Origin of the sequence: Paraburkholderia unamae, assembly GCF_003268775.1 — a bacterium.
Taxonomy (GTDB): Bacteria; Pseudomonadota; Gammaproteobacteria; order Burkholderiales; family Burkholderiaceae; genus Paraburkholderia; species Paraburkholderia unamae.
Genome location: NZ_QLSU01000014.1, coordinates 103,891 through 128,960, shown reverse-complemented (window position 1 = coordinate 128,960; position 25,070 = coordinate 103,891). Strand labels below are relative to the sequence as shown.

Sequence of the window (25,070 nt, the reverse complement as noted above, 5' to 3'; positions counted from 1 at the left end):
GCAATGTGTCTCACCTATAAGAGGAAAGAGTATGTCGAAGTCTTATGACCTGATTGTCGTGGGCGCGGGACAGAACGCGCTGACTGCGGCGGCCTATCTGTCGAAGGCCGGGCTGAAAGTGCTGGTGCTCGAAAAGAACGGCCAGGTTGGCGGCGGCGTGGTGTCCAAAGCGGTCACGGCGCCGGGCTTCATGCACGATACCCATGCGACCACCATGGTGCTCGTCATGGCCAATCCGATGATCGCGAGCGATGAACTGGGCCTGCTTTCGAAGTTCGGCCTTTCGTTCGCCGACACCGGCGACGCCCCGTTTCACGCCACCGCATTCGACGACGGCACGGCGCTCTTCACGTACACGGACCTCGACAAGACCTGCCAGGCGATCGCCGAGGTGTCGCCCGTCGACGCGGAAGCCCACCGCTCGCTCGTGCAACGCATGATGCCCATGTCGGAGCTGTTCCTCTCCGGCACGTTCAAGCCGCCGCTGCCGTTCGGCCAGTTCATCTCGCTGCTCGAACAAAGCCGCGAAGGGCGTGAACTCGTTTCGGCCATGCTCAAGAGCAGCTACGACGTCATCTGCGAGATCTACACGCACGAGAAGGTGCGCCTGCACTTCCTCAAGTGGGCCTCGGAGCTCATGATCGGCCCCGAGGAAAAAGGCACGGGCGTCACGCCCTACTTCCTCGCCGCGATCCAGCACCGCAAGAAGGCGGGCATCGTGGTCGGCGGCTCGCAGTCGCTGGCCGACTCGCTCAAGCGCTGCATCGAACACTACGGCGGCGAGGTGCGCACGAACGCGCTCGTCACCGAATACATCGTCTCGAACGGCCGCTGCACCGGCGTGAAGCTGGAGGACGGCGAAACGCTGAGCGCGAGCCGCGCGGTGATCGGCGGCATCCACCCGCACGACCTGGGCAAGTTCCTGCCGGGTCTCGATCCGTATCTGATCGATCAGGGCAGAAAGGTGCAGTTGAGCCAGTTCGGCGCGGTCAACACGCACTGGGCGCTCAACGAAGCGCCGAAGTACAAGGCCGATGCGCGCTGCAACACGGCCGTATGCACGGAAGTCGTGCCGGCCGACATGGCGCGTTTTCGCAAGACGTTCGACAACATGCGCTACGGGCGCATGCCGGACGACTTCAACGCCGTGATCCAGGTGCACACCAATCACGATCCGTCGCGCGCGCCCGCGGGCAAGCACACGCTCTATCTCTACACGTTCGCGCCGCTCCTGCTCGCCGACGGGGGCCTGGCCGGCTGGGAGCGCAAACGCGACGAGGTGAAGGAGTGGGTCATTACCGAGTATTCGAAGTACTGCACGAACATGGACGAGAGCAACATCATCGCCGGCTATGCTGAAACGCCGCTCGACATGCAGAACTGGAACCCGAACTTCCGCAACGGCGACATCTTCGGCGTGGGCTCGTACATTCATCAGTGGTCGGGCCGGCGTCCGTTCTCCGAAATCGCACAGTACGCGGTGCCGGGCATCGGCGGGCTGTACCTCTCGGGTCCGTTCCAGCATCCGGGCGGCGCCGTGACGGGCGGCGGCCGCGCAACCGCCATCAAGGTGATGCAGGATCTCGGCATCAAGCTGGCGGGGATCGCCGCCGTTTGAGCCTTGTTTGAGCAGCGCCTGCCGTGCTTCTGGGCGCTTCATCTACCGCCTCCACACAACGGCCTCGGCACGACGCATTGGTTCGCGCGTCTTGCCGGCGGCCGTTGCCACTTCTTCTTCCCGCGATGAACAGCCCGATACCCTCCCTCGCCGAAAATTTCCGGTACATCGAGGCCTCCGCCACCGATGGCGTCGTCACGCTCACGATCAACCGGCCCGACGTGCTGAACGCCTTTCATCCACCCGCGTGCGCGGAACTCGGCGCGGCGCTCGACGCGTTCGAGCACGACCCGGCGCTGCGCGTCGCGCTCATCACCGGCGCGGGCGAGCGCGCGTTCAGCGCGGGCTTCGATCTGCAATACGCCAACGCGCATCCGGAACTGTATGAGGCGCCGATGTTCGGCTCGGAACTCGTGCGCCGCGCGCGCGGGCGCAAGCCGGTCATCGCCGCCGTGAATGGCGTGGCGCTAGGCTTCGGCTTCGAGCTTGCGCTTGCCTGCGACTTGATCGTCGCTGGCGCGGGCGCACGCTTCGGCCTGCCCGAGGTGAAGGTGGGACTTGCCGCGCTCGCGGGCGGCGTCGTGCGCCTCACGCGCGAGCTGGGGCCCAAGCGCGCACTGGGCCTCGCGCTATCGGGCGACATCATCACCGCGGCCGAAGGGCTGCGCCTTGGCTTCGTGAACGCAGTCGCCGAAGGCGACGTCATGGAAATGGCGCGCGCGCTCGCCGTGAAGCTCTCGCGCAACGCGCCGCTCTCGCTCGCGGCCACGCGCGAGATGGCTTATCGAAGCCTCGATCTGCCCGACCTCGAAAGCGCGCTCGACCCCGCCCAGTATCCGTCGCTTCGCGCGGTGCTCGCGAGCGAGGACGCGCAGGAAGGACGCCGCGCGTTCCTCGAAAAGCGGGCGCCGGTGTGGAAGAATCGCTGAGGCACCAAGGCATCGACGCAAACGGCGCGGGCCTATGCGGCCCGCGCCGGTATGAGGCCGCCGGATCGCGGCCGGGTCATATCAGTACGATTTCGGCAGATCGAGCACGCGTTCGGCAATGAACGAGAGGATCATCTGCTCGGTCACCGGCGCGATGCGCGGCAGGATCGACTCCCGAAAGAGCCGCTCCACCTGGTATTCGCGCGCATAGCCCATGCCGCCGTGCGTGAGCACGGCGCGGGTGCTCGAATCGAAGGCCGCGCGCGCCGAGAGCAGCTTCGCCGCATTGGCTTCCGCCCCGCAGGGCAGCCCCTGATCGTAGAGCCACGCCGCGCGCAGGCACATCCAGTAGGCCGCCTCCGTTTGCGTCCAGCATTCGGCGAGCGGATGCTGAATGCCCTGGTTCTGCCCGATCGGCCGGCCGAACACAATGCGCTCGCGCGCGTAGTTCGCGCCGCGCCGGATCGCGTCGCGCGCGAGCCCGACCGACTCGATGCCCACGAGAATGCGCTCGGGATTCAGGCTGTCGAGCAGATAGTGGAAGCCGCGGCCTTCTTCGCCAATTCGATCGGCCTCCTCAATGAACAGATCGTCGATGAACACCGCGTTCGAATCGACCGCGTTGCGGCCCATCTTCTTGATGCGGCGCACTTCGATCTTGCTGCGGTCGAGGTCGGTGTAGAACAGCGACATGCCTTCGGTCGGCTTCGCGCAGTCGACTTTCGGCGTGGTGCGCGCGAGCAGCAAAATCTTGTCGGCGACCTGGCCCGTCGACGTCCACAGCTTGCGGCCGGTCACGCGATAGCCGCCGGGCACGCGCGTAGCCAGTGTCGAGATGCTGGTCGTGTCGAGCCCCGCGTCGGGCTCGGTCACGCCAAAGCAGGCTTTCTGCTCGCCCTTGATGAGTGGCACGAGCCAGCGGCGTTTCTGCTCGGGCGTGCCGTGGACCACGATGGAATGCGGGCCGAACAGATTGATATGGAGCGTCGAGGCGGCCGAATACGCGCCGCCGCTGGAGGTCACGGCATGCATCATCACCGCCGCCTCGGTCACCCCCAGACCCGAGCCGCCGAGTTCCTCGGGCATCGTGATGCCGAGCCATCCGGCGGCCGCCATGGCCGCGTAAAACTCCTGCGGAAAGCGGCTTTGCTCCTCACATTCGGTCCAGTACTCGTCGCTGAAACCCGCGCAGACCTTGCGGACGTTGGCATCGATTTCCTGGTGCAGTTCTGACAAGGCGAAGTTCATAGAGACTCGATCGCAGACGTTGAACAAGCGAGCACCCTCAATGGCACTCTTCTGGCGCAATTCTAGTACGCTTGCATACGATATGCAACGCTTATTCAAGCGCTGACGACGAGACGCTCAATCATCGGTACGTGGCAGCCCGCATCCATTTCCGCGCTCATATCCCAACTCCAGTGATTTCCCGTCGCGCCGAAATATAGTATCCTTACGTATCGTATGCACAAAAACACAATAGAGGATGCGGCCGTCCTTGCCCATCCCGCCATCAGGAGCGAGCTCATGCGTCAGGCAGACAAAGTCATCATCACCTGTGCCGTCACCGGATCGATTCATACGCCGACCATGTCGGACGCCCTGCCCATCACACCCGAGCAGATCACCGAAGCGGCGGTGGGTGCGGCCGAAGCCGGTGCGTCGATCATTCATCTGCACGCGCGCGATCCGCAAACCGGCCGCCCCTCGCCCAGCGCGGATCTGTTCATGAAGTTCCTGCCGGCCATCAAACGCCGCACCGACGCCGTGCTCAACGTCAGCACCGGCGCGGGCCTCGGCATGTCGATGGACCAGCGTGTGGAAGCCGCGCGCGCGGCGCGCCCCGAAGTGGCCTCGCTCAACATGGGGTCGATCAACTTCAATATCTCGGGGGCGGCGCAGAAGATCGACGACTTCAAGTTCGACTGGGAGCGCCCCTACCTGGAGAGCACGAAGGACTTCGTGCTAAAGAACACCTTCCAGGACATCGAGACGATCATCGTCGAACTCGGGCATCGTCACGGCGTGAAATTCGAATTCGAATGCTATGACGTGGGCCACCTCTATACGCTCGACCATTTCGTGCGGCGCGGCCTGCTCAAGCCGCCGTTCCTCGTGCAGTGCATTTTCGGCATTCTCGGCGGCATTGGCGCGGACCTGGAGAATCTCGCGCACATGAAGGCGGTCGCCGATCGTCTGTTCGGCAACGACTACTACCTCTCCGTACTCGCGGCGGGCCGTCACCAGATGCGCTTCGTCACGCAAAGCGCGCTTTTCGGCGGGCATGTGCGTGTCGGTCTGGAGGACAGCCTCTATCTGGAGCGCGGCCGCTTCGCGCAATCGAACGCGCAGCAGGTCGCGAAGATCCGCCGCATTCTCGAAGAACTCTCGCTCGAAGTCGCGACGCCCGACGAAGCGCGCAAGATGCTCGACCTCAAGGGCGGCGACCAGGTCGCGTTCTGACCGGAACGGCGCGGCGACGCACGACTCAATCACGCCCCGGCTAACGAACCGACAAAAGGCGCCTGCATGGACCGATTGCACGACAACGCAATGCTGCACCCCGGCAAGGTCGCCGCCGTGTTCACCGGCGGCGCCTCCCTCACCTACGGCGAACTGGACCGCCGCGCCTCGCGCGTGGCGCGCTGGCTCATCTCGCTCGGCCTCGCGCCCGGCGACGGCATCGCCCTGTTGATGGACAACGACCCGCGCACCTTCGAGCTGTGGTTCGGCGCGCGCCGCGCGGGGATCTACTACACGCCGCTGAGCACGCAACTCACCCGCTTCGAGGTCGCCGACATCGTCAACGATTGCGGCGCGAAACTGCTCATCACCACCACGCGCACCGCGGCTATCGCCGACGATCTCGCACCGCTCCTGCAAAACGAGTTGATCGGGCACTTCGTGATTGGCGAGACCCAGAACCATGCGCAGTGCTACGAAGCCGCCGTGCTCACCGCGAGCGACGAAGGCGAACTGCCGCCGCGGCCCGTGGGACGCGAATTCCTCTATTCCTCCGGCACCACCGGCAAGCCACGCGGCATCCGGCGGCCGCTCGCGCGCTACGAGGACCGCTACGCGCTGCCCGAACTGGAACAGCGCTTGCGCGCGATCTTCGAGCTTTCCGCCGGCACCGTCTACCTGAGCCCGTCGCCGCTCTATCACTCCACGGGGCGCTTCAACGTGCGCGTGATCGAGTGCGGCGGCACGGCCGTGGTAATGGACAAGTTCGACAGCGAGGCGGCGCTGGCCGCCATCGAGCGGCATCGGGTCACGCATTCGCACTGGGTTCCCACCATGTTCGTGAAGCTGCTCGCACTGCCCGGGGCAACGCGAGCGCGCTACGACCTCGCTTCGATGCGCCGCGCCATTCACGCCGCCGCGCCTTGCCCGCCCGAGCTCAAGGACGCGATGATCCAATGGTGGGGTCCGATTCTCGACGAATATTACGGCGGCACCGAAAACGCGGGCGTCACCTATATCGACTCGCACGACTGGCTGCGGCATCGCGGCTCGGTCGGCCGGCCGATATGCGGCGCCGCGCATATCGTCGGTGACGACGGCGCGGAACTCGTTGCGGGCGCAACCGGTTCGATCTGGTTCAGCGGCGGCGTGGGCTTCGCCTATCACAACGACGCCGCGAAAACGGCCTCGGCCGTCGACGCGCGCGGCTGGGCGACATACGGCGACATCGGCCATCTCGACGCCGATGGCTACCTCTACATCAGCGACCGGCGCGCCGATCTCGTGGTGACGGGAGGCGTGAACGTCTACCCGCAGGAGATCGAAAACGTCTTGCTGACGCACCCGGCCGTGTTCGATGCGGCGGTGATCGGTGTGCCCGACGCCGTCTACGGCGAGCAGGTCAAGGCCGTCGTGCAGCTCAAGCCCGCGAGCGCCTGCGGCGACGCTGTGCGCGCGGACCTCCTCGTGCATTGCGCCGCGAGGCTTTCGAAAATCAAATGCCCGCGCACGATCGAGTTTGTCGACGCACTGCCGAGAACCGAAACCGGCAAGCTCCTGCGCAGGGTGCTCAAGGCGCGCCACCGCACGGCGCACAACTAGACGAGGAGAACACGGATGACGGGCAAGGTCTGGATGGTCACGGGCGCGTCGCGCGGCATCGGCGCGGCAATCGTTGCAGCCGCCCTGGAAGCGGGACATCGGGTGGTCGCGGCGGCGCGCCATCCCGGCGCGATCGAAGCGCCGCCGCAGCACGCGCAGCGCCTGCTCGCCGTGCCGCTGGACGTGACGCGCAGCGACGACGTGCACGCGGCGCTCGACGCCGCGTACCGGCGCTTCGGGCGCATCGACGTGCTCGTGAACAACGCCGGCTACGGTCAGGTAGGCTGCTTCGAGAACACGTCCGACGCGCAAGTGCGCGCGCAATTCGAAACCAACGTGTTTGGCGCGATGAACCTCACGCGCGGCGTGCTGCCCGCCATGCGCAAGCAGCGCGGCGGGCACATCTTCACCGTGTCTTCCATTGCGGGATTCGTCTCGTTCTCGGGCTCCTCCATCTACAGCGCCTCGAAGTTCGCACTGGAAGGCTGGATGGAAGGACTCTCGCACGAACTCAAGCCGTTCGGCATCCACGCGACGCTGGTCGAGCCCGGCTTCTTTCGCACGAATTTTCTCGACGCCAGCTCGATCGGCTACGGCCAGTTCGATATCGACGATTACGCGCCGTTCACGGCGCAACTCGTGGAACGGCATCGCTCGATGAACCATCGGCAGATTGGCGACCCCGCGAAGCTCGCGGGCGCGCTGCTTGGCCTTGCCGAGTCCGCCAGCCCGCCGCTGCGGTACGCTGCCGGTTCCGACGCCGTCGAGTTCGCACTGGCGAAGATCGACAGCTTCCGGGCCAATATAGAGGCATGGCGAGCCTTGTCCGTCTCGACGGACCGGGATGAACGCGAGGAAGCACTCGCGCAGAAACGCGGCTCCTGAAGCGCTCGCGTGCGCCGGTGGACGCGCCCAGGCACTATCCGGCGCTAACCGGCGCTCAAGCCGCTACATGCAGCGCGACCTTCGCCTGATCGCGAAAGTCGCGCGAACCGAGCATCACGGGCTCGCGGCGCTCCCTGAGCAAGCGGCGCTCGACGGCCGCCGTGATGCGCTGGCTCCCGTCGAGAAACGACTTGATGACATACGACTCGCTCGCGCCCTCGGGCAGCCAGAAATGCTGCTCCAGCGTTTCGCGCGCAATGGCGCAACGCACTTCGCGCTCGCCGAAGCGGCCCGTGAAAAGCACCAGGCTGCCGTCGCGCGAAAGCGTCACTTCTTCGTAGCGCACGGCGCGCCGGCTGCCCACTACGACGATCGATACAGGCATCATCACAACCTCAGGCATCCTGACTGAAATCCGGAAAATAGCCGACGTTCGCGCGGGGCGCATCGACTTCGATACGCCCCGCGCGCTCGCGCACCGCGAACGTGCGCACCGCCGTACGCGTCACGCCGTTCAGCGACGCCCCGCTGGCAAGGTCGAAACACGCACCGTGACGCGGGCAGCGTATCGCGCCCCCCTCGATCGCCCCGCCTTCCAGCGGTTGGTGCGCATGCGGGCATAGATTGGCGAGCGCATGCACCTCGCCGCCCACGCGGCAAAGCAGAATGCTTCGGCCATTCACGTTCACCGCGCGCTGCGCGCCCGAGGCCAGCTCCGACGACGCCATGGCGTCGACGAATTGCGCCCCGGCGGCTACCTTTTCCGTTTCCATAAGTTCAACTCAGGGTCAAGCCCGGCTCACTGGTCGACGTAGCGATCGAGCGTCTCGTGGAAATGACTGATGCGGCACTCCTGGTACTGCCCGAGTGTTGCAAACGCGCGCGCGTCGCTCGCGGCCCGCAAGCCGAGTTGAATGTTCGGCAGATTGCTCATGTCCTGCTCGAAGATGTGGCTGATGAGGCCGAGTTGCGGCACACCCTCGAACGTCTCGTCGAAACCCAGTTCGATCACGGGCGCCGACGGCGGACGCGGCACGCCGTTGCCCGGCAGCGGCAGCAGCAGGCGGATCACCATCACCGACTCCTCGGGATTGTCCTTGTAAGGCAGGAACTGATAGCTCAGCGGCAGCCCTTCGCCGTACCACGGGCAGAAGTTCGGGAACATGAAATACTGGACGGTGTCCACGAGTTCCGCGTCGGTGAGCGCGGAGAAGTCGCGCCCCAGGGCCTTGCTCATCAACTGCCTGCGCCACTCGGCGACTTCGGCGCGCCCGCGTCCCGCTGCGGCGTCGAAACGCGGCACCACGGCGTCGGGCCCCATGGCCATCGCGAACACCTGGGTGACGGCGTCGACGGCCGCCTGGGCCGAAGCGCCGTCGCCCAGATGCGGGCTCGGAATGCCGAGCGGCGTGATGAGCCGGCTCACGTGGCTCTTGCCGTCGTCCCAGATGTCGTACTGCGTGGAGGCGTCACCGGTGAACGGCAACGCGTCCGTATGTGTCTCGATCACGTGATAGGCCTCGAGAAACGCTTCGAGCGTGACCTTCCAGTTCGCGCGCACGAGCTTGCGCACATGCACGAAGGTGAAGCGTTCTTCCGGCTTCCAGCTGGCGAAATGCTCGGGCAGCACGCCGAGCGCCTCGACCAGCGGCGCCGCCTCGGGATCGGCGTTCACGAACACGAAACCGCCCCAGCGGCCCACCTTCACTTCGGGCAGGCTGTAGTCGCTGCCCTCGGTCTGCGGGAAGTCCCACTGGCTCGGAATGTTGTGCAGGCTGCCGTCGAGATTCCATTCCCAGCCGTGAAACGGACAGCGCACGCGCTCGCCGGAGCCAAGCCCGCCGCAAAGGCGCGTGCCGCGATGCAGGCATGCGTTGTAGAACGCACGGATTTCATCGGGTGCGCTCCGCACGATCATGAACGACAGGTTGCCGACGTCGTAATTGACGCGATCGCCAACGGCGGGAATATCCTCTTCGCGGCACGCGAATTGCCACGTCTTCTTCCAGACATGCTCCGTTTCACGCTGTGCAAACGCCGCGTCCCAATACTTCGCGAAGGCAACCGGACGGGCCAGCGGATCGACAGTGCCCGCCGCGCGCAGCGCAAGCGGAAGCGGACGGCTGTCGTTCGCATGAAGCTCGCAAACGAGCGGACTCACAGCCGACGCGTGGCCGCGCTTGCGCTCCCCAGAAGTAGTGCCGGTCATTTCAAACCTCTCGTATTGTCAATGTTGGCCGGCACGCGTGGGCGCCGGACGAAATGGATGGCTCGGGTAGAGCACGGTGGGACTGCGGTGGCGCGGCTGTCGTGCGCCTTATCCGGCGAGCAGCCGCTCGCGGACCTCGCGCAGCGTGGCGGCATCGACGCCGCCTGCCGCGAGATAGCCCTCCAGCGAGCCGTTTTCCAGTTCGATGACCTCCAGCGCCGTCTCCAGATACGACTCGCGCACGGCCGCCAGCGCGCTGACAACGGCACGCGACGGCTCGCGGCCCAGCAGCACGAGCAACAGGTCGGCGATGGTGAGTTCGAGCCGGGCCGGGTCGCGATAGCGCGCCGTCAGCAGGTAATCGGCAAGCACGTGCTCGCGCGGCGCGCCGAGCGCCATCTGGATCACGGCCGCCAGCACGCCGGTGCGGTCCTTGCCCGCGGTGCAATGAATGATGAGCGGCGCGCCCTCGCCCTCGGCCAGCCGCTTGAACAAGGCCGCGAGATGCGGCTGCAACGCATGCGCGATCTCGCGATAGGTCTGAAGCATCGCTGCTTCGGCGGCGGCCTGGGTGGTGCTCTCGCGCAGCATGTCGAGAATGCAGGACTCGCCGGAGCGCAGATCGGCGTTCACGTCCATGTGCAGGACCTCGGGCGACTGCCCCGCGGGCCAGGGCGTCGGCTCGCGCTCCCGCTCCAGCGCCCCGCGCAAATCGCACACGAGCCGGATGCCGAGCCCGGCCACTTGCCCGAAGTCCTCGGGCGTCAAGCCGGCAAGCACGTCGGAGCGAAACAGCTTGCGCTGCGGCACGTAGCGCCCATCGCGGGTGTGATAGCCGCCGAAGTCCCGGAAATTCGGCGCGCCGCGCAGGCGGATGTAAGCGTCGGTCATGGTGATCTCTTTCGTCGTCACTGGTCGTCACTACCTGGAAACACCACGCGAAACCACGGCGTGGAATCACGTCGGGCGAAAGCCGCCGGTCGATATTCGTTCTGAAGCATAACATCCAATTCAAATATCGTCATGTTGCGAACGATAATTTTCACCAAAACAAACGCAACTATTCTTTGAATCACGCGCCATTGCTCGTTTTCACCCACAAAATCGTGGACACATTTAGTATGCTTCCGTATATTAATTTTAACGATCGGCCGTGCTCCGCGCCCTCCGGTCGCGCCTGCGCAACCCACTCACACGAGCAGACCCACCATGAATCTCGAGAAGGTACTTTCCAGAAAATTCGAGGCCATCGAGCATCCGCTCGTCGCGCGCGACTGCATGCTGTACGCGCTCGGCATCGGCATCGGCGAGGCGCCGCACGACCCGGCCCAGCTCCAGTTCGCCTATGAGGACGGCCTCAAGGTCTTCCCCTCCATGGTCAACGTGATCTCCCACCCGGGCGGCTGGGTCAAGGACCCGGCGCTGGAAATCGACTGGGTCAGGTTGCTGCACGGCGAACAGGCCTTCGAGATGCACCAGCCGCTCGAAGTCGGCAAGACGTATGTGGGCAGCTTTCGCGTCACGCGCGTGGTCGACAAAGGACCCGGCAAGGGCGTGATGCTCTACCAGGAAAAACAGTTGCACGAGCAGGACACGCAGCGCCTCGTGAGCACCGTGACCTCGACCTACGTGCTGCGCGGCGACGGCGGCAGCGGCGGCACGACAAACGAGGCACCCGCGCCGCATCCCATTCCCGAGCGCCCCGCCGACGCGCGTTGCAGCATTCCGACGCTCGGGCGCGCCGCCCTGCTCTACCGGCTCTCGGGCGACTACAACCCGATTCACGCCGACCCGGCGCTCGCGCGCAAGGCCGGTTTCGAGCAGCCGATTCTTCATGGGCTCTGCACGCTGGGCGTCGCCACGCGAGCGGTGCTGCAAACATGGTGCGACAACGACCCGGCGCGCCTGCGCTCGCTGCGCTTGCGCTTTTCCTCGCCCGTCTATCCGGGCGAGACCATCGTCACCGAGTTCTGGCGCGACGGTTCGACGATCAGCTTCGTCGCGCGCGTGGCCGAACGCGACGTGGTCGTGCTGAACAACGGCCGCGCCGACATTGCCTGAGGCCGCCGATATGGAACCCACCATCGACTACGCACGCTACGAGAGCCTTGCGATCACGAAAGAGGCCGGTGTGGCCACCGTCGTGCTCAACCGGCCCGACACGCTGAACGCCATCGACGCCACGCTGCACCGCGAACTGGCGACGATCTTCGACGACCTCGCCGACGACGCGGAGGTTTCGGTCGTCGTCCTGACCGGCGCGGGGCGCGCCTTCTGCGCGGGCGGCGATCTAAACTGGCTCACGCGGCAGATCGAGCATCGCCAGCCGTTTCTGCACTCGCTGCGCGAAGGCCGCAAGATCGTCGCGGGCGTGCTCGAATGCCCCAAGCCGGTGATCTGCCGCATCAACGGCGACGCCATCGGCTTTGGCGCGACGCTGGCCTTGCTGTGCGACATCATCGTGGCCGTGGACAGCGCGCGCATTGCCGACCCGCACGTGCGCATCGGTCTCGTCGCCGGGGACGGCGGCGCGCTTATCTGGCCGCAACTCGTGGGCTATGCGCGGGCCAAGGAGTTCCTGTTGACGGGCAATAGTCTCGACGCCGGCGAGGCGGCGCGCATCGGCCTCATCAACTACAGCGTGGCCGAGGCGGATCTCGACGCCACCGTGCAGCGCTTCGCCCGGCAGATCGCCAACGGCGCGCAGTCGGCCATCCGTTACACCAAGATGTGCACCAACTTGCCGCTGCGCCAGATGATCGCTTCGGTGCTCGACAACTCGCTTGCCTGCGAAGGATTGACGCTGCTCCAGAACGGCGAACTCAAGGAGGGCATTGCCGCCTTTCGCGAGGGCCGCAAGCCGCGCTTTCCCGCGCCGTGATCTCCGCCCCACTCTCTACGGATCGTCACCATGACTACCCAGATCACCTATGACGTGGCCGGCCGCGTCGCCACCATCACGCTCAATCGTCCCGACGCGCGCAATGCGCTGAGCCCCGAACTCACGGGCGAACTGATTCGACTCGTGCGCCTGGCCGATAGCGAGCGCGACGTCAAATGCATCCTGCTGCGCGGCGAGGGCGCGCACTTCTGCGGCGGCGGCGACGTCAAGAGCTTCCACGAGCCCCTGACGCTGCCGCCCGACGAACGCTACGACGTGTTCGAGCGCCGCCTGATGGTGGGCAACCGGCTGCCCCAAGTGCTGCTCGATTGCAGCAAGCCGATTGTCGTGGCCACGCGCGGCTCCGTGGCCGGTGCGGGCGTGGCCCTGTGCCTCGCCGCGGATTTCGTGATTTGCGGCAGCAGCAGCTATTTTCTCGCCGCACATGTGCTGATTGGTCTGAGCCTGGACTGCGGGTTGAGCGGGCTGCTCGTGGGGGCGATGGGCGTGAAAGCGGCCAAGCGCCTTGCCCTGCTCGGCGAGCGCATCGACGCGCACGAGGCGCTCGAACTTGGCGTCGTCACGCGCGTCGTTGCCGACGAGGAACTGGACGACAAGGTGAGCGAACTGACCGCGCGTCTTGCCGCCGGACCGTCGGTGGCAATGGCGGGCACCAAGCGGCTTTTGAACAGCGCGGCCTATCCTGACTTTTCGCGCCTGCTCGCCATGGAGGCCGATGCGGTGGCGCGTTGCGCGCAAAGCACCGACTTCGGCAACGGCGTCACCGCCATGCTCTCGCGCAGCGGCGCGAAGTTCGACTGAGCGCCTGAGCGGCGCGGCGCGAGCGTTTTCATTTGACGACGCTCGCGCCGCACACCGGCCACACACCAACCGCCCGGCTCGCCGCCTTCACCATCTCCTCGATAACCTGCTTCGCATCGCCGAACACCATCTCTCCGGCGTCGCTGCAACGCGGGTTTCGTTCGCCCGCGTGGCCGCGGGCACTCCGATGTGCATGGGAATATACGCAAGGTAAAGGCAGGCGCCGTCGGCGCGGGCCGCTACAGCGCCGGGGCGACACTCAGAGAAGCGGGAAGCTCTCCGGCTTCGCCAGCATGTCGGCGAGATGCGCCGCGAAGCGCGCCACGTCGGCGCCATTCAGCACGCGGTGGTCGTAGCTCAGCGACAACGGCAGCATGAGCCGCCAGCTCATGCCGTCGCCTTCGCGCTGCGGCTTCCACTGCGCGCGCATCACGCCGAGTATCGCCACCTCGGGCGCGTTCACGATAGGCGTGAAGCCCGTCCCGCCGATATGGCCGAGCGAGCTGACGGTCATGCAGCCGCCCACCATGTCCGCCATCGGCAGGCCCTTGTCGCGCGCCCGCGCACCGAGCGCGGCGATCCCGGACGCAAGCTCGACCACGCTCTTGCGCTCGCAGTCGCGCACCACGGGCACGATCAAGCCCTTCGGCGTATCCACGGCGAAGCCGACGTGGAAGTACTTCTTGAGCACGAGGGTTTGCCCGTCCGCGTCGAGCGAGGCATTGAACGCCGGAAAGCGCGCCAGTCCCGCCGCCACCGCCTTGATGAGGAACGGCAGCAGCGTGACCTTGACGCCCGACTCCTCGCTCAGGCGCTTGCGCACGGGTTCGAGCGCCGTGATATCGGCCTCGTCCTGGTGGGTGACATGCGGTATCGTCACCCAGTTGCGCGCGAGATAACCCGCGCCGAGCTTCTGGATGCGCGACAGCGGGACCGTTTCGATTTCACCGAACGCGGCGTAATCGACATCGGGCCACGGCGGCAAGGCGAGTTCAAGTGTGTGGCTCATTGCGAACTCCCGTTCCGAGGCTCAACCGATTTCGGCCAGCAGATCGCCGACCTTGTAAAGCTCGCCGATCGCGCCATGTATCTTGAGCTTGCCGCTTGCGGGCGCGGGAATCTCCTGCACCGACTTGTCGCTTTCCAGCGCGTAGAGCGGCTGCCCCTCGGCCACGTCCGCGCCGTCGGCCGCGAGCCACTCGGCGAGCGTGCCCTCTTCCATCGAGAAGCCGATCTTCGGAAAAAGAACTTGTGTAGTCACACTAACCCCTGCGTCGATAAAGTGATTCAATCCAGCGTCGAACGAATGGCGGCTTCGATCTGGTCCTGCCCAGGAACGAACGCGGCCTCCAGCGGCTTGGCGAACGGCACGGGGCAAAACGCCGAAGCGACCCGGCGCACCGGCGCCTTGAGCTGGCCAAAGAGTGCTTCCTGAATGCACGCGGCCACCTCGGCGCCCACGCCGAAGTTCTTGACCGCCTCGTGGACGATCACGGCGCGGCGCGTCTTCGCCACCGAGTTGAGGATGGTTTCGGTATCGAGCGGCGAGATCGTGCGCAGATCGATCACTTCCACGCTGACGCCTTCCTTCGCGAACTTTTCGGCAACGGCGCTGATGTCGGCCACCTGGCGGCTGTAGCCGATCACGGTCACGTCGCTGCCCTCGCGCACGATGTTGGCCTTGCCGAGCGCAATGCGCCGGCCCGGCACGGGCGGCTCGCCGGGCGTCCAGTAGCTCACCATGTTTTCGACGAAAATGCAGGGATCCTCATCGTCGATGCAGGAGAGCAGGAGGCCATAGGCGTCCGCGGGCGTAGAGGGCACGACGACCTTGAGCCCCGCCGTGTGCGCGAACCACGCCTCCAGAAAGTCCGAGTGCTGGCCGCCCGTGCTGAAGCCCGCGCCCGTCATGGTGCGGATCGTGAGCGGCACGCTGGTCTGTCCGCCCGACATGAAACGCAGCTTGGCGGCGTGATTGGTGATCATGTCCATCGCCACTGCGGTGAAGTTCATCAGCATGATCTCCGCCACCGGACGCATGCCCGCGATCGACGCGCCGATGGCCGCGCCCACGATCGCCTGCTCCGAGATCGGCGTCGAGCGCACGCGGCTCGCGCCGTGCTTCGTGGAGAGCCCCTTGGTCACCCCCACCACGCCGCCTTCCTCGCGATCGGCCACGTCCTCGCCGAACACCAGCACGCGCGGGTCCTCGGCCAGCGCGTGATCCAGCGCCAGATTGATCGCCTGGATCGTATTCACGTTCTTCGTTGCCTCGCTCATGCTGTGAGCTCCTGTGCGTAGACGTCCCGTTTCAGCTCGGCCACGTCGGGATACGGACTCGACATCGCGAACTCGAGCGCCTCGTTGATCTCGCTCTCGACCTGCGCTTCGATGGCGGCCAGTTCCGGCTCCGTGGCATGTTCGCGCTCGATGAGCCACGTGCGAAACGCCGGCACCGGATCGCGCTCCATGGCGGCGGCCTTCTCCTTCGGCTCCATATAGCCGTCCGCGTCACCGAATACGTGGCCGTGAAAGCGGAAAGTCATCGCTTCGATGAGCGTCGGTCCCTCGCCCGCGCGCGCACGCGCCACGGCGTCGCGCGCCGCGCTCCACATGGCGACGGGATCGTTGCCGTCCACGCGCACGCCCGGCATCGAATACGCCACGGCGCGATCGGCGATGCGCGCGGCTGCCGTGCCCACTTCGTACTTCGTATGTTCGGCATACTGATTGTTCTGGCACACAAAGATCACGGGCAGCTTCCACACCGCGGCCAGATTGAGCGCTTCATGAAACGCGCCGATATTGCTCGCGCCGTCGCCGAAGTAGGCCACGCTCACGCGCGACTCGCCGCGCACCTGCGCGGCGAGCGCCAGGCCGTTGGCGATGGGCATGCTGCTGCCCACAATGCCGGTGGTCACCATCACGCCGCTTTCCGGGTGCGTGATGTGCATCGGGCCGCCCTTGCCTTTGCAGGTGCCGGTGGCCTTGCCCGCGAATTCCGCCCACAGCAGCTTCGTCGGCACGCCCTTGGCCAGCATGTCGTGCATGCCGCGATAGATCGTGCACACGTAGTCTTCGTTGGTGAGATGCACCGAAACCGCCGAGGGGATCACCTCCTGGCCACGCGGCGAGTAATACGGCAAGACGAGCTTGCCGGATTTGATGACCGAGCGGAACCGTTCGTCGTTCTGCTTTATCAAGGTCATCTTCCGGTACATCTCCACCAGCGTCTTTCTATCCGGTCCCGCTTGTCGATTCATCATTGTCCTCCCAGTCCATCCAGTTGAACGACCGCCGTCGTCTGTCTTTGCCGAACGCCGCGCAGCAGGAACCACGAGAGCGCCGGAATCAGCACGAGGGCGCCCACCATGTTCCAGAGGAACATGAACGTCAGCATGATCCCCATGTCGGCCTGAAACTTGATCGGCGACCATGCCCACGTCACCACGCCCGCCGCGAGCGTCACGCCCACGAGCCCCACCACCTTGCCGGTGAATCCCAGCGCTTTCTTGTAGGCCTGCGAAAGACTCAGGCCCAGGCGCTGCTGCGCGAGCTGCACGCTCAGCAGATACAGCGCATAGTCAACGCCGATGCCCACGCCCAGCGCCACCACCGGCAGCGTCGCCACCTTCACGCCAATGCCGAGCGCCGCCATCACGGCTTCGGCCAGCAGCGACGTGAGCGCGAGCGGCAGCACCGCCACCACCACCGCGCGCCAGTTGCGGAACGTGATCGCGCACAGCAGGATCACCGCGCCGTACACGTACAGCAGCATCGTGTGATTCGCCTCGTTCACGACGATGTTCGTCGCGGCGTCCACGCCCGCGTTGCCCGCGGCGAGCAGGAACTTGCGCTCGCTCGTGTCGTGGCGCGCCGCGAAGTCGCTCGCCGCCTGGATCACGCGGTCGAGCGTCTCGGCCTTGTGGTCGGACAGATAGGCGATGACGGGCAGCAGCGTGCAATCGCCGTTCAGGTACTCGGAATTCCACGCCACCGCGTTATTGACCTGCGGGTCGATCAGGCTCTGACTCTCGCTGATCGTCATCCACTTCGGGTTGCCGTCGAACGAGCCCATGGTGTACGAGCGAATCGTGTCAGCCAGCGACGTAGTGCGTTGCACACCCGGCACTTGCGCGAGCGTCCACGCCAGGCGGTCGGCTTCCGTGAGGTTCTCGAAGGTGCCGCATTTACCGGCGGGCGTCTTGACCATCACGGCGAGTTCGTCGCTCGAAATGCCGTAGTGGCTCGTGATGAACGCGTTGTCGAGGTTGTAGCGCGAGTTGGGCCGCAATTCGGGCGCGCCCGCATCGAGGTCGCCCACCTTCAGCTTCATGCCGCCCACGTAGCCCACGCCGCCCAGTATCACGGCCAGCACGACCGCGCCGATCGCCCAGCGCTTTTCCGTGAAGCGCTCGAGCACGGTCCAGATGCGGCCCATGCCCTTGCCGCGCGCCTCGTCCTGATCCTGCGCGAGCGCGCGCAGTGCCGCCTTCCTGCTCACGCCCACATACGAAAGCAGCACCGGCAGCAGGATGAGGTTCGTGAAGATCAGCACGCCCACGCCGAGGCTCGCGGTCAGGGCCAGCTCGCGAATCACGGGAATGTCGATTACGGTCAGCACCGCGAAGCCCACGGCGTCGGCAAGCAGCGCCGTCATGCCCGCGAAGAACAGACGCCGATAGGTGTAGCGCGCCGCCACCCACTTGTGCGTGCCGCGGCCGACGTCGTGCATGATGCCGTTCATCTTCTGCGCGCCATGCGACACGCCGATCGCGAACACGAGGAACGGCACGAGGATCGAGAACGGATCGAGTTCGCGCCCGAGCATCGATACCATGCCGAGTTGCCAGACCACGGCGATCAACGAGCAGGCAACGACCAGCACGGTGCTGCGCACGCAGCGCGTGAACAGAAAGATGATGATCGTCGCGACCGCGGCCGCGGCGAGGAAGAAGTACATCACCTCGCCCAGGCCCTGAATCAGATCGCCCACGAGCTTCGCGAAACCGATGACATGCACGCGCACGAGCGGCTTGCCGTCGGGCCCGAGCTTGCTGTACTTCGCGCGAATCTCGTCGAGCGCGACCGACAGCGCGTGATAGTCCACGCGCTTGCCTTCGGCGCCGTCGCCGAGCAGCGGCACGATGATCATGCTCGAACGGTAATCGTTCGAAACAAGGCTGCCCACCACGCCCGCGCGCGCGATGTTGATGCGCAACTGCTCGATCGACTGGGGCGACCCGTTGAACGTGTCGGGCAACACCGGCCCGCCGACGAAGCCGTCTTCGGTGACCTCGGTCCAGCGCACGACCGGCGTGAAGATGGACTTCATCCACGCGCGGTTCACGCCCGGCAGCAGGAAGATTTCGTCATTGATCTTCGCGAGCGCGTCGAGATACGCCGGGTCGAAGATATCGCCCCGAGGATTCTCCACAGCCACGCGAAACGTGTCGCCGAGGCCGCGCAACTCCCCACGGTTCTCCAGGAAATTCTTGATGTACGGGTGGGCGTGCGGCAGCATCTTGTCGTAGCTCGCGCCCACGACCAGCCCACGCAACTGGAATCCGAAAAACAGAGTGAGGAAGATGCAGCCGGCCACCACCCAGATTCTGTGGTTGAAAATGAGCCGCTCCAGCAAATTCCCCGACTTCTGGTCGAAATCTTTGGGGTCCGAAACGACCGCCATCGACTCGTCGCTGCCTGTTGTCACCATGATGTCTATGCCTTCTTTAGCGCGATTCGATCAATTCGCACCGCGTGTCGCCGCGCGGTCCGCTTCGGGCAATGCCTCCACCCGCACGCCGCGCGAACCCGCGAGCGCGATGTTGCCGTCCGGTGCGTCTCCCACGCCGTAATAGGCCATCGGGTGGGGCAGCTTGACGGTCTCGAAACTTTTGCCGTCGTCGCCGGTATAGAGCACCGTGCCCGCCTGGTTGACGAGCAGCATGCGGCCCGGCCCGAGCGCCATGCCGCCCGTGATGCCCGCCTCGCTCGGCACCTTGACCTTCTCCCAGGTCCGGCCGCTGTCCGCGCTATGAAACAGGCTGCCGCGCATGCCGAACACGAAGATGTCCGCGCCGGAAAGCACCGAGCCGAACAGCGTGCCCTTATAGGGCGTCTGGATCGGTTCGAAATGCGTGCGCGTCGCGTCGAGTTGCCAGACCATCCCCTGTTCGCCTGTCAACAGCACGCGGCCGTTCTCGCCCCGAATCGAATAGAAGTGCAGTTCGCGCGGATTGCCCGAGCGCTCCATCCACGGCGTCCAGGTGTTGCCACCGTCCTCCGTGCGATAGATGCGGTTGAAGGTGCCGACGACAAAGCCGCTCGTTTCGCTGTCGAAATACACGTCGAGCAAGGCGCGCGTGCTGCCGTCCGTCGCGAGTGTCTGCGCCTGGTTCAGCGCGCGCTTCGTCTCGGGCGACGCATTGGTCTGCTGAAGCTTGCCGTAGTAGCTCACCGCCAGCGCGGAGAAGCGTTCGCCGTCCATCTGCTTGGTCCACGTGGCGCCGCCGTCCACGCTGTGAATCACGATCCCGCCGTGCCCCACCGCCCAGCCCTGCTGCGCCGTGGGAAACGAGACCGCCACCAGATCCGTGCTAACCGGTACGCTCGCCTGCCGCCAGTTTTTTCCTTCGTCATCCGAATAAACGATATGCCCGCGCAAGCCCACCGCGACAATGCGTTTGCCCGCGCGCGCCGTGCCGATCAGCGGCGAGCGCGCCGCCAGCGTGCTCGACATCGCGGGCGTACGCTCCGGATTCTCGAATGCGTGCGCGGGCGCGGCCGCCAGCAGCGCCGCAACACACACCCCGACGGCGCTGCCCCACATCGCGTGACGGCCGCGCGCCGCCCTGCAAACGCTGCGAAGACTCTCAAGTAATAGCACTGTGCACCTCATAGCCCAAAACATTGCGCTCGTTCATGTACGTCGCTCGCGACGGCGCGGCGCCGCCCCATCCGTCGCGGCAAGAGAGCGGACGCTCATTCGTGTGCTGACTTCGCGAGAGCCCACTCGTACCGCCGGAAGCTAGTTGATCCCTTCCCCGGCCAGCGCCTCGGGGCTGTAGAACACATCGGGCTTCGGTTCGACCGGCCAGAACCCGGCGCCCGGTGCGCCCGCCGTACCCTGCATCACGTACTCGCCGGTGATCAGGTCGAGATTGACGACCGAGCCGTCGTTGCCGCCGTCCTTTTCCCAGTACGTATAGAAGGTGTTGAACGCGCCGCGATACAGCTTGCCGGAGGCGTCATAGGCTTCCTGGATGCCCGCGCCGTAACCGTCCTCATCGAAATAGAACGTGCGTCGATGGTAGATATGGCGGAATTGCGGCTTGAGCGTCGAGTCCACCACCCACACGCGGTGCAGTTCCCAACGGATGCAGTCGGGGTTCGGGAAGTGCTTGGTCGAAACCAGCTTGTCCTCCGGGCAGGTCTTGTAGTCGGTCGCGCCATAGGTGTTGTAGGCGAGGAACTTCTCCGACTTGCCGATGAGCTTGAAGTCGAAACGGTCCATCGCGCCGAGGAACAGCTTCGCGTCGTCCACCGTGCCGACGCCGCCGTTGGTCGGCGACGGAGTGTCGTACGCGAGGTCCGGCGCGAGCTTCACACGCCGCTGGCCCGGCAGATACTGGTAGGCGCGCTGGCCGATGTTGACCTGGTCGACCGCGTTCACGAGGATCAGCTTCTGGCCGTTCGCGCGCGCCGGCGCGTAGTCGTCGAGGCGCACGCGCCAGTAGACGTCCTTGCCGTCAAGCGGCGTGGTGCGCTTCGGATCGTAGATCGGAAACGCCTCGAAGCCATGCGAGGCGCTGGCGAGATACGCGCTGCCATTGGGCGGCACGTGCCACGTGCGCTGGTTTTCGGCGTTGGTCGGGGTGCCGTAGAACAGCAGGTGGTTCCACATCACTTCCTTGCCCGTCTTGGGCAGCGGGAACGGAATGCCCGCATAGCAACCGTCGAGGCGCAGTTCGTTGTCCACCGCCTTGCACGACGTCGCGTTCTTCAAGGTGTTGTCGATTACGTACTTCGGAAACACCATCGTGCGATGCGACGGGTACACGTCCATGCGGTAGTCCGGGTACTTCTTGAACATCTCCTTTTGCAGCTCGGTCAGCTTGTCCGCATAGGTCTGCCAGTTCTGCGCGTTGATCGAGAAAAGCGGCTTCTCGTGGAACGGGTCCGGACGGCGGCCCGGTTGCTTCGGATCCCAGTCGGCCGGCGGCGCGATGCCCTTGCCGTCGTACTCCGGAATCGAGCCGTCCTTGCTGGCCGCTTTCTCCGCGCCGAAACTGGTGAGCGTGGCGCCGCCCAGCTGCTTTGCGTCGTCCGCGCTCACCGCGGCGAAGGCTTGCCCCGCGAACGCCAGTGCAAGTACGGTGGGCACGAATCGAATGGTGCGAATCATGTTGCGTCTCCTGATGATGCCTAGAATTTGCCCTCGAGTGTCAACGACACCCAGTTGCGGTCCCAATACTTCCCGAGGCTCGAATTGCTGAACGAGGCGGCGCCGAGGCTGTCGTTGCTATGCAAGGCAAGGAAGCCGTTGTACTTCAGCGACACCGTGTACTGCTGCTGGATATCGAGGCTCAAGCCAATGCTGTACGAGCCTTGGCCCTGGTTGTCGCCGAACATGACCGGCGAATTGCCGCTCAGTCCGACGCCGACGAACAGCGGCATGCTGAGGTTCATGCCCGGCCCGACGCCGTACCAGATCGGCATGAACTGAACCGCGATGCCCACTGCGTTCCGGGTCGGGCAGCCGTGGTGCGTCGCCACGCCGTCCGAACCGCAGTTCTGCGCAAGACCGTAATAGAGGCTGTACGGGTCGTGCGTCACCTTCTGCAATCCTGCGTAATTCACTTCGGCCGTGAACGTCGCCGAGTCGAAAATCGGTGTCTTGCCGACGAACGCCACCATGTTCGCCACCGCCGTGAACACGTCGCCGCGCGGAATCCAGTCAGCGCCCGAGAGGTTCTGCTGGATCACGTTGGCGAACGGATAAGCGGAAAGCTCGGCGTTGGTGCGGTAAGTCAGGTCCGAGCCGAACGAGATGCCGGCAATCTGCTTGGACAAGCTGAAGGCGAACATCCGTTCACGCGGCGCGTTGTAGTTCAGGCCCACGTTGAGCACGCCGTTCGACACGCCGTCGATCACCATCTGCGGGAAGGTGGTCGTGTACTCGCGATAGTAGAAACCGGCGGTGCCGTCGAGCCACTCCGGGTGCCACTTGAGCGCGATGCCGAAGTCGCCGGTCTGGTGGTCGGGGTTCTGCTTGCCCACGAAGTTGGTCGGCACACCGAGAATCGGCACCACCGTCCCGCCGCCCAGCGTGAAGAAGTCCGCCGGACCGAAATAGGTGCCGCCGTCGGGCAGATGCGACGCCTGCCAGTCGAAGAAGTATTGGCCCGCCAGCGTGAGGTTATAAGGAAGCGCGGCGGAGAACGAGATCTGCGGGCGCGGGAGGAACAGTTCCTGCGCCTGCGCGCCGGGGTCGGTCATGGCCTTGCGGATATCGACCGGTCCCTGGTTGTACGCCACGCCGCACACGAAACAGAAAAGCGACTCGCCCCAGTAGATTTCGTGCTGACCGAGCTTCACGCTGATCGGCACGCTGCCGACGTTGAACTTCGTGAACGCGAAGGCGTCGAGCAGTTGCCCGGAAGGCCCGTTGTTCCAGCGGTCGATATAGCTCGTGTACTTGTTGTTCGGAAACGCGTTGATCCCTTGCGAGAGGAAGAAGGGATCGCCCGACGGCCCGCCCGCATACGCGAAGTCGTACCAGCCCGTGCCGCTCACCCGAACGCCGGTGTCGTTCTTGTAGATGACGTTGAGTTCCGACACGAGGTCGATACGGTTCTGAACGATATCGCCCGCCTTGGCGAACTTCGAATCGGACTGGTGCGCGGTCACGTCGCCGGCGCCCTTGCCGTTGCCGCAAATGTTGGGATCGCAATCCTCGGCGCGAATGCCCAGGTTGTATCGCACCGTGTTGTCCCACTGGACCGTGAGGTCCGGAATGCCGGTGTCGAACTGCCATGCGCGCGCCACGCCCGGCAGCGCGCAAATCGTAACGACACTGAGCGCCAGCACCGCACGCCAGAATCTGTGGAACTCGCTCCTAGTCTCCTCCGCCATTTGCGTATCGTCTCCATGTGTATGTTATGTGTGGCCCGAAGCTGACCTGTCTTGCGCCGCCTGGACCTTTCTCTTTCACTACCGGCACCCTTTTTCGTCACCGTGTTCGTATGCTGGCATACCGTTCTCATGCAGTCAATAATTTTTCAAACACGCTTTTTGGATGACTGTTTCCCGCCGGGTTGAGCGTGCCGCGGAGATCCTCACCGGCGTTGACGTGCCGCGCGGCGCTAACGGCGGGAAGCCCGGAGATACGCTGGAATGAGCGGTGGAATAAGCGCTGTGCGGATGTGCCGTCGTGCTGACACCGTGGTAGTGGTGGGGATTGACGATGTCGCGGCGGACAGGTAATGTCGGCCACGATCATCTAGTATTGATGAATACGTTATACAAGCATTATTAACGTGAACACCCGCGGTGCCGGCCGCCGCGCCCGTGGTTTGCCGCGCGCATGCACGGCTTGTCCGCGGCTGGCGCAGGCTGGCATTCTGCTCACTACCGAATCAGGAGAAAATCGTGGCTGAAGACACAGACTGGAACAGCAACCTAGGCGGCGGCTTTGGCGTGCATACGCCGGCCGACGAGTTCTTCCACGGCACGGGGGAGCCCGGCGACACGTTGACCGAAACGTGGTACTGGAACTTCCATGTGCCCCAGGCCGCGATCAACTGCTTCGCGTATTGCTGGGTGCACCCTAACCTCAAGGTCGTCACCGCCGGCCTGATGATTTTCAAGGGCCACAAGCAGCAGCACCTCGAATGTGAGCTGTTCGAGTTCCGCGACTACATGGCCTCGGCCGTGATCGGCGACGGGCACGATATCCAGTTGCCCAATGGCTTTCGCGCCCAGGTGATCGTGCCCACGGAGCACGTGCGGCTCACGTTCGACGACCCGGTACGCGAGACGTCGTTCGACGTCGAACTGAAGGCAACCGACCGGCCCGTCATGCGCGCCAACGGCAAGCACTTCGAGCAGGTCATGCACGCAACCGGCACGCTCGTGCTGCGCGGCGAACGCCATGCAGTCGACTGCTACCCGGTGCGCGACCGCTCGTGGGGCGAGCAGCGACCGGAGGCGCATGCACCGGTGCCGCCTTATACGTGGGTGACCGGTGCGTTCGGCGCCGATTTCGCGTTCTGCGTCGGCTCGCACGACGACCCCGCGAGAAACCCCGACTGGATCGGCAAGTTCGAGCCTCCGGCCGGCATCTTCAAGGACGGCTGGGTGGTCGTGCGCGGCGAGCAGCGCCGCATCGTGCGGGCATCGAAAATCACGCACCGGGAGTTTCCGCTGTGCCGCCCGCTCAGCCACGAGTACGAGTTCGAGGACAGCACCGGCGAGGTCTACCGGCTCACCGGCAAGGTCACCGCGCAAAGCAACTGGTCGGGCTGGTCGAACATGAACTGTCACGTCGGGCTCGTCGAATGGGACTGGAACGGCCAGACGGGTTGGGGCGAAACCCAGGAAGTTCAGTGGAACGACTACGTGTGGAAGATGAACCAGCCGGATTGAACCGGCGCCACG

22 protein-coding genes are annotated in these 25,070 nt (G+C 65.1%); 9 read left to right on the top strand and 13 right to left on the bottom strand.

The features are described 5' to 3' along the window. The first annotated feature begins 31 nt into the window (after window positions 1-31). Together C7401_RS23195 and C7401_RS23190 are read left to right on the top strand one after the other, a co-directional pair. Complete coding sequence (locus C7401_RS23195; RefSeq protein ID WP_112173744.1) at window positions 32-1,618, top strand: phytoene desaturase family protein; 1,587 nt, start codon at window positions 32-34, stop codon at window positions 1,616-1,618. 125 nt (window positions 1,619-1,743) lie between these two features. Beyond that, window positions 1,744-2,547, top strand: coding sequence for an enoyl-CoA hydratase-related protein (locus C7401_RS23190; RefSeq protein WP_112173743.1), 804 nt, complete (start codon window positions 1,744-1,746; stop codon window positions 2,545-2,547). A gap of 81 nt (window positions 2,548-2,628) precedes the next feature. On the opposite strand, the gene C7401_RS23185 is transcribed toward C7401_RS23190, so the two are convergent. Next, a complete protein-coding gene (locus C7401_RS23185; RefSeq protein WP_112173742.1) occupies window positions 2,629-3,795 on the bottom strand; it encodes an acyl-CoA dehydrogenase family protein in 1,167 nt (388 codons plus the stop codon). Window positions 3,796-4,074: 279 nt separating this feature from the next. Here C7401_RS23185 and kce point away from each other — a divergent pair, with 279 nt between their 5' ends. The 3 genes from kce (at window position 4,075) to C7401_RS23170 (ending at window position 7,497) form a co-directional block, all read left to right on the top strand. Next, a complete protein-coding gene (kce, locus tag C7401_RS23180; protein WP_112173741.1) occupies window positions 4,075-5,010 on the top strand; it encodes a 3,5-dioxohexanoate:acetyl-CoA acetone transferase in 936 nt (311 codons plus the stop codon). A gap of 66 nt (window positions 5,011-5,076) precedes the next feature. Continuing rightward, complete coding sequence (locus C7401_RS23175; RefSeq protein ID WP_112173740.1) at window positions 5,077-6,612, top strand: AMP-binding protein; 1,536 nt, start codon at window positions 5,077-5,079, stop codon at window positions 6,610-6,612. 15 nt (window positions 6,613-6,627) lie between these two features. Beyond that, on the top strand, window positions 6,628-7,497 hold the full coding sequence (locus tag C7401_RS23170; RefSeq protein ID WP_112173739.1) for an oxidoreductase: 870 nt from the start codon (window positions 6,628-6,630) through the stop codon (window positions 7,495-7,497). 55 nt (window positions 7,498-7,552) lie between these two features. Here C7401_RS23170 and C7401_RS23165 read toward each other — a convergent pair whose 3' ends face one another. The 4 genes from C7401_RS23165 to C7401_RS23150 all read right to left on the bottom strand — a co-directional run bounded on the left by C7401_RS23165 (window position 7,553) and on the right by C7401_RS23150 (window position 10,597). Further along, window positions 7,553-7,885 carry a DUF1488 family protein gene (locus C7401_RS23165; RefSeq protein ID WP_244314981.1) on the bottom strand — a complete coding sequence of 111 codons (333 nt, stop codon included), beginning with the start codon at window positions 7,883-7,885 and terminating at the stop codon, window positions 7,553-7,555. Between the two features lie 7 nt (window positions 7,886-7,892). Continuing rightward, complete coding sequence (locus tag C7401_RS23160) at window positions 7,893-8,270, bottom strand: Rieske (2Fe-2S) protein (RefSeq protein WP_112173738.1); 378 nt, start codon at window positions 8,268-8,270, stop codon at window positions 7,893-7,895. Window positions 8,271-8,296: 26 nt separating this feature from the next. Continuing rightward, a complete protein-coding gene (locus tag C7401_RS23155; protein WP_112173737.1) occupies window positions 8,297-9,706 on the bottom strand; it encodes an aromatic ring-hydroxylating oxygenase subunit alpha in 1,410 nt (469 codons plus the stop codon). A gap of 108 nt (window positions 9,707-9,814) precedes the next feature. Then, window positions 9,815-10,597: a tyrosine-protein phosphatase gene (locus tag C7401_RS23150; RefSeq protein ID WP_112173736.1), complete on the bottom strand. Its 783-nt coding sequence runs from the start codon at window positions 10,595-10,597 to the stop codon at window positions 9,815-9,817. A gap of 318 nt (window positions 10,598-10,915) precedes the next feature. Between C7401_RS23150 and C7401_RS23145 the strand changes: the two genes are divergently transcribed. The 3 genes from C7401_RS23145 to C7401_RS23135 are packed head-to-tail and all read left to right on the top strand — an operon-like array spanning window position 10,916 to window position 13,409. Beyond that, the gene (locus tag C7401_RS23145) at window positions 10,916-11,767 is read left to right on the top strand and encodes a MaoC/PaaZ C-terminal domain-containing protein (RefSeq protein WP_112173735.1); all 852 of its coding nucleotides are present in this window, start codon (window positions 10,916-10,918) and stop codon (window positions 11,765-11,767) included. Between the two features lie 10 nt (window positions 11,768-11,777). Continuing rightward, the gene (locus C7401_RS23140; RefSeq protein WP_112173734.1) at window positions 11,778-12,587 is read left to right on the top strand and encodes an enoyl-CoA hydratase/isomerase family protein; all 810 of its coding nucleotides are present in this window, start codon (window positions 11,778-11,780) and stop codon (window positions 12,585-12,587) included. Window positions 12,588-12,617: 30 nt separating this feature from the next. After that, the gene (locus tag C7401_RS23135) at window positions 12,618-13,409 is read left to right on the top strand and encodes an enoyl-CoA hydratase/isomerase family protein (protein WP_112173733.1); all 792 of its coding nucleotides are present in this window, start codon (window positions 12,618-12,620) and stop codon (window positions 13,407-13,409) included. A 259-nt stretch (window positions 13,410-13,668) separates the two neighbouring features. Here C7401_RS23135 and C7401_RS23130 read toward each other — a convergent pair whose 3' ends face one another. The 8 genes from C7401_RS23130 to C7401_RS23095 all read right to left on the bottom strand — a co-directional run bounded on the left by C7401_RS23130 (window position 13,669) and on the right by C7401_RS23095 (window position 23,546). Next, window positions 13,669-14,418: a 2-oxo acid dehydrogenase subunit E2 gene (locus C7401_RS23130; RefSeq protein WP_112173732.1), complete on the bottom strand. Its 750-nt coding sequence runs from the start codon at window positions 14,416-14,418 to the stop codon at window positions 13,669-13,671. Window positions 14,419-14,439: 21 nt separating this feature from the next. Beyond that, a complete protein-coding gene (locus C7401_RS23125) occupies window positions 14,440-14,670 on the bottom strand; it encodes a biotin/lipoyl-containing protein (RefSeq protein WP_112173731.1) in 231 nt (76 codons plus the stop codon). 26 nt (window positions 14,671-14,696) lie between these two features. Beyond that, window positions 14,697-15,689 (bottom strand): alpha-ketoacid dehydrogenase subunit beta, encoded by a 993-nt coding sequence (locus C7401_RS23120; protein ID WP_112173730.1) that lies wholly within the window; start codon window positions 15,687-15,689, stop codon window positions 14,697-14,699. Further along, window positions 15,686-16,618 (bottom strand): thiamine pyrophosphate-dependent dehydrogenase E1 component subunit alpha, encoded by a 933-nt coding sequence (locus C7401_RS23115; RefSeq protein ID WP_220092840.1) that lies wholly within the window; start codon window positions 16,616-16,618, stop codon window positions 15,686-15,688. The genes C7401_RS23120 and C7401_RS23115 overlap by 4 nt, the downstream gene beginning before the upstream one ends. A 53-nt stretch (window positions 16,619-16,671) precedes the next feature. Beyond that, complete coding sequence (locus C7401_RS23110) at window positions 16,672-19,125, bottom strand: efflux RND transporter permease subunit (protein ID WP_258397195.1); 2,454 nt, start codon at window positions 19,123-19,125, stop codon at window positions 16,672-16,674. A gap of 30 nt (window positions 19,126-19,155) precedes the next feature. Beyond that, entirely contained in the window at window positions 19,156-20,241 is a 1,086-nt protein-coding gene (locus C7401_RS23105) for a WD40/YVTN/BNR-like repeat-containing protein (RefSeq protein ID WP_112173729.1), read from the bottom strand. A 198-nt stretch (window positions 20,242-20,439) separates the two neighbouring features. Next, window positions 20,440-21,816, bottom strand: a complete 1,377-nt coding sequence (locus C7401_RS23100) for a DUF1329 domain-containing protein (RefSeq protein WP_112173728.1) — start codon at window positions 21,814-21,816, stop codon at window positions 20,440-20,442. A 20-nt stretch (window positions 21,817-21,836) separates the two neighbouring features. Then, window positions 21,837-23,546, bottom strand: a complete 1,710-nt coding sequence (locus tag C7401_RS23095; protein WP_112173727.1) for a DUF1302 domain-containing protein — start codon at window positions 23,544-23,546, stop codon at window positions 21,837-21,839. A 516-nt stretch (window positions 23,547-24,062) separates the two neighbouring features. Between C7401_RS23095 and C7401_RS23090 the strand changes: the two genes are divergently transcribed. Continuing rightward, window positions 24,063-25,058: a DUF7064 domain-containing protein gene (locus tag C7401_RS23090; protein ID WP_112173726.1), complete on the top strand. Its 996-nt coding sequence runs from the start codon at window positions 24,063-24,065 to the stop codon at window positions 25,056-25,058. Window positions 25,059-25,070: the final 12 nt, after the last annotated feature.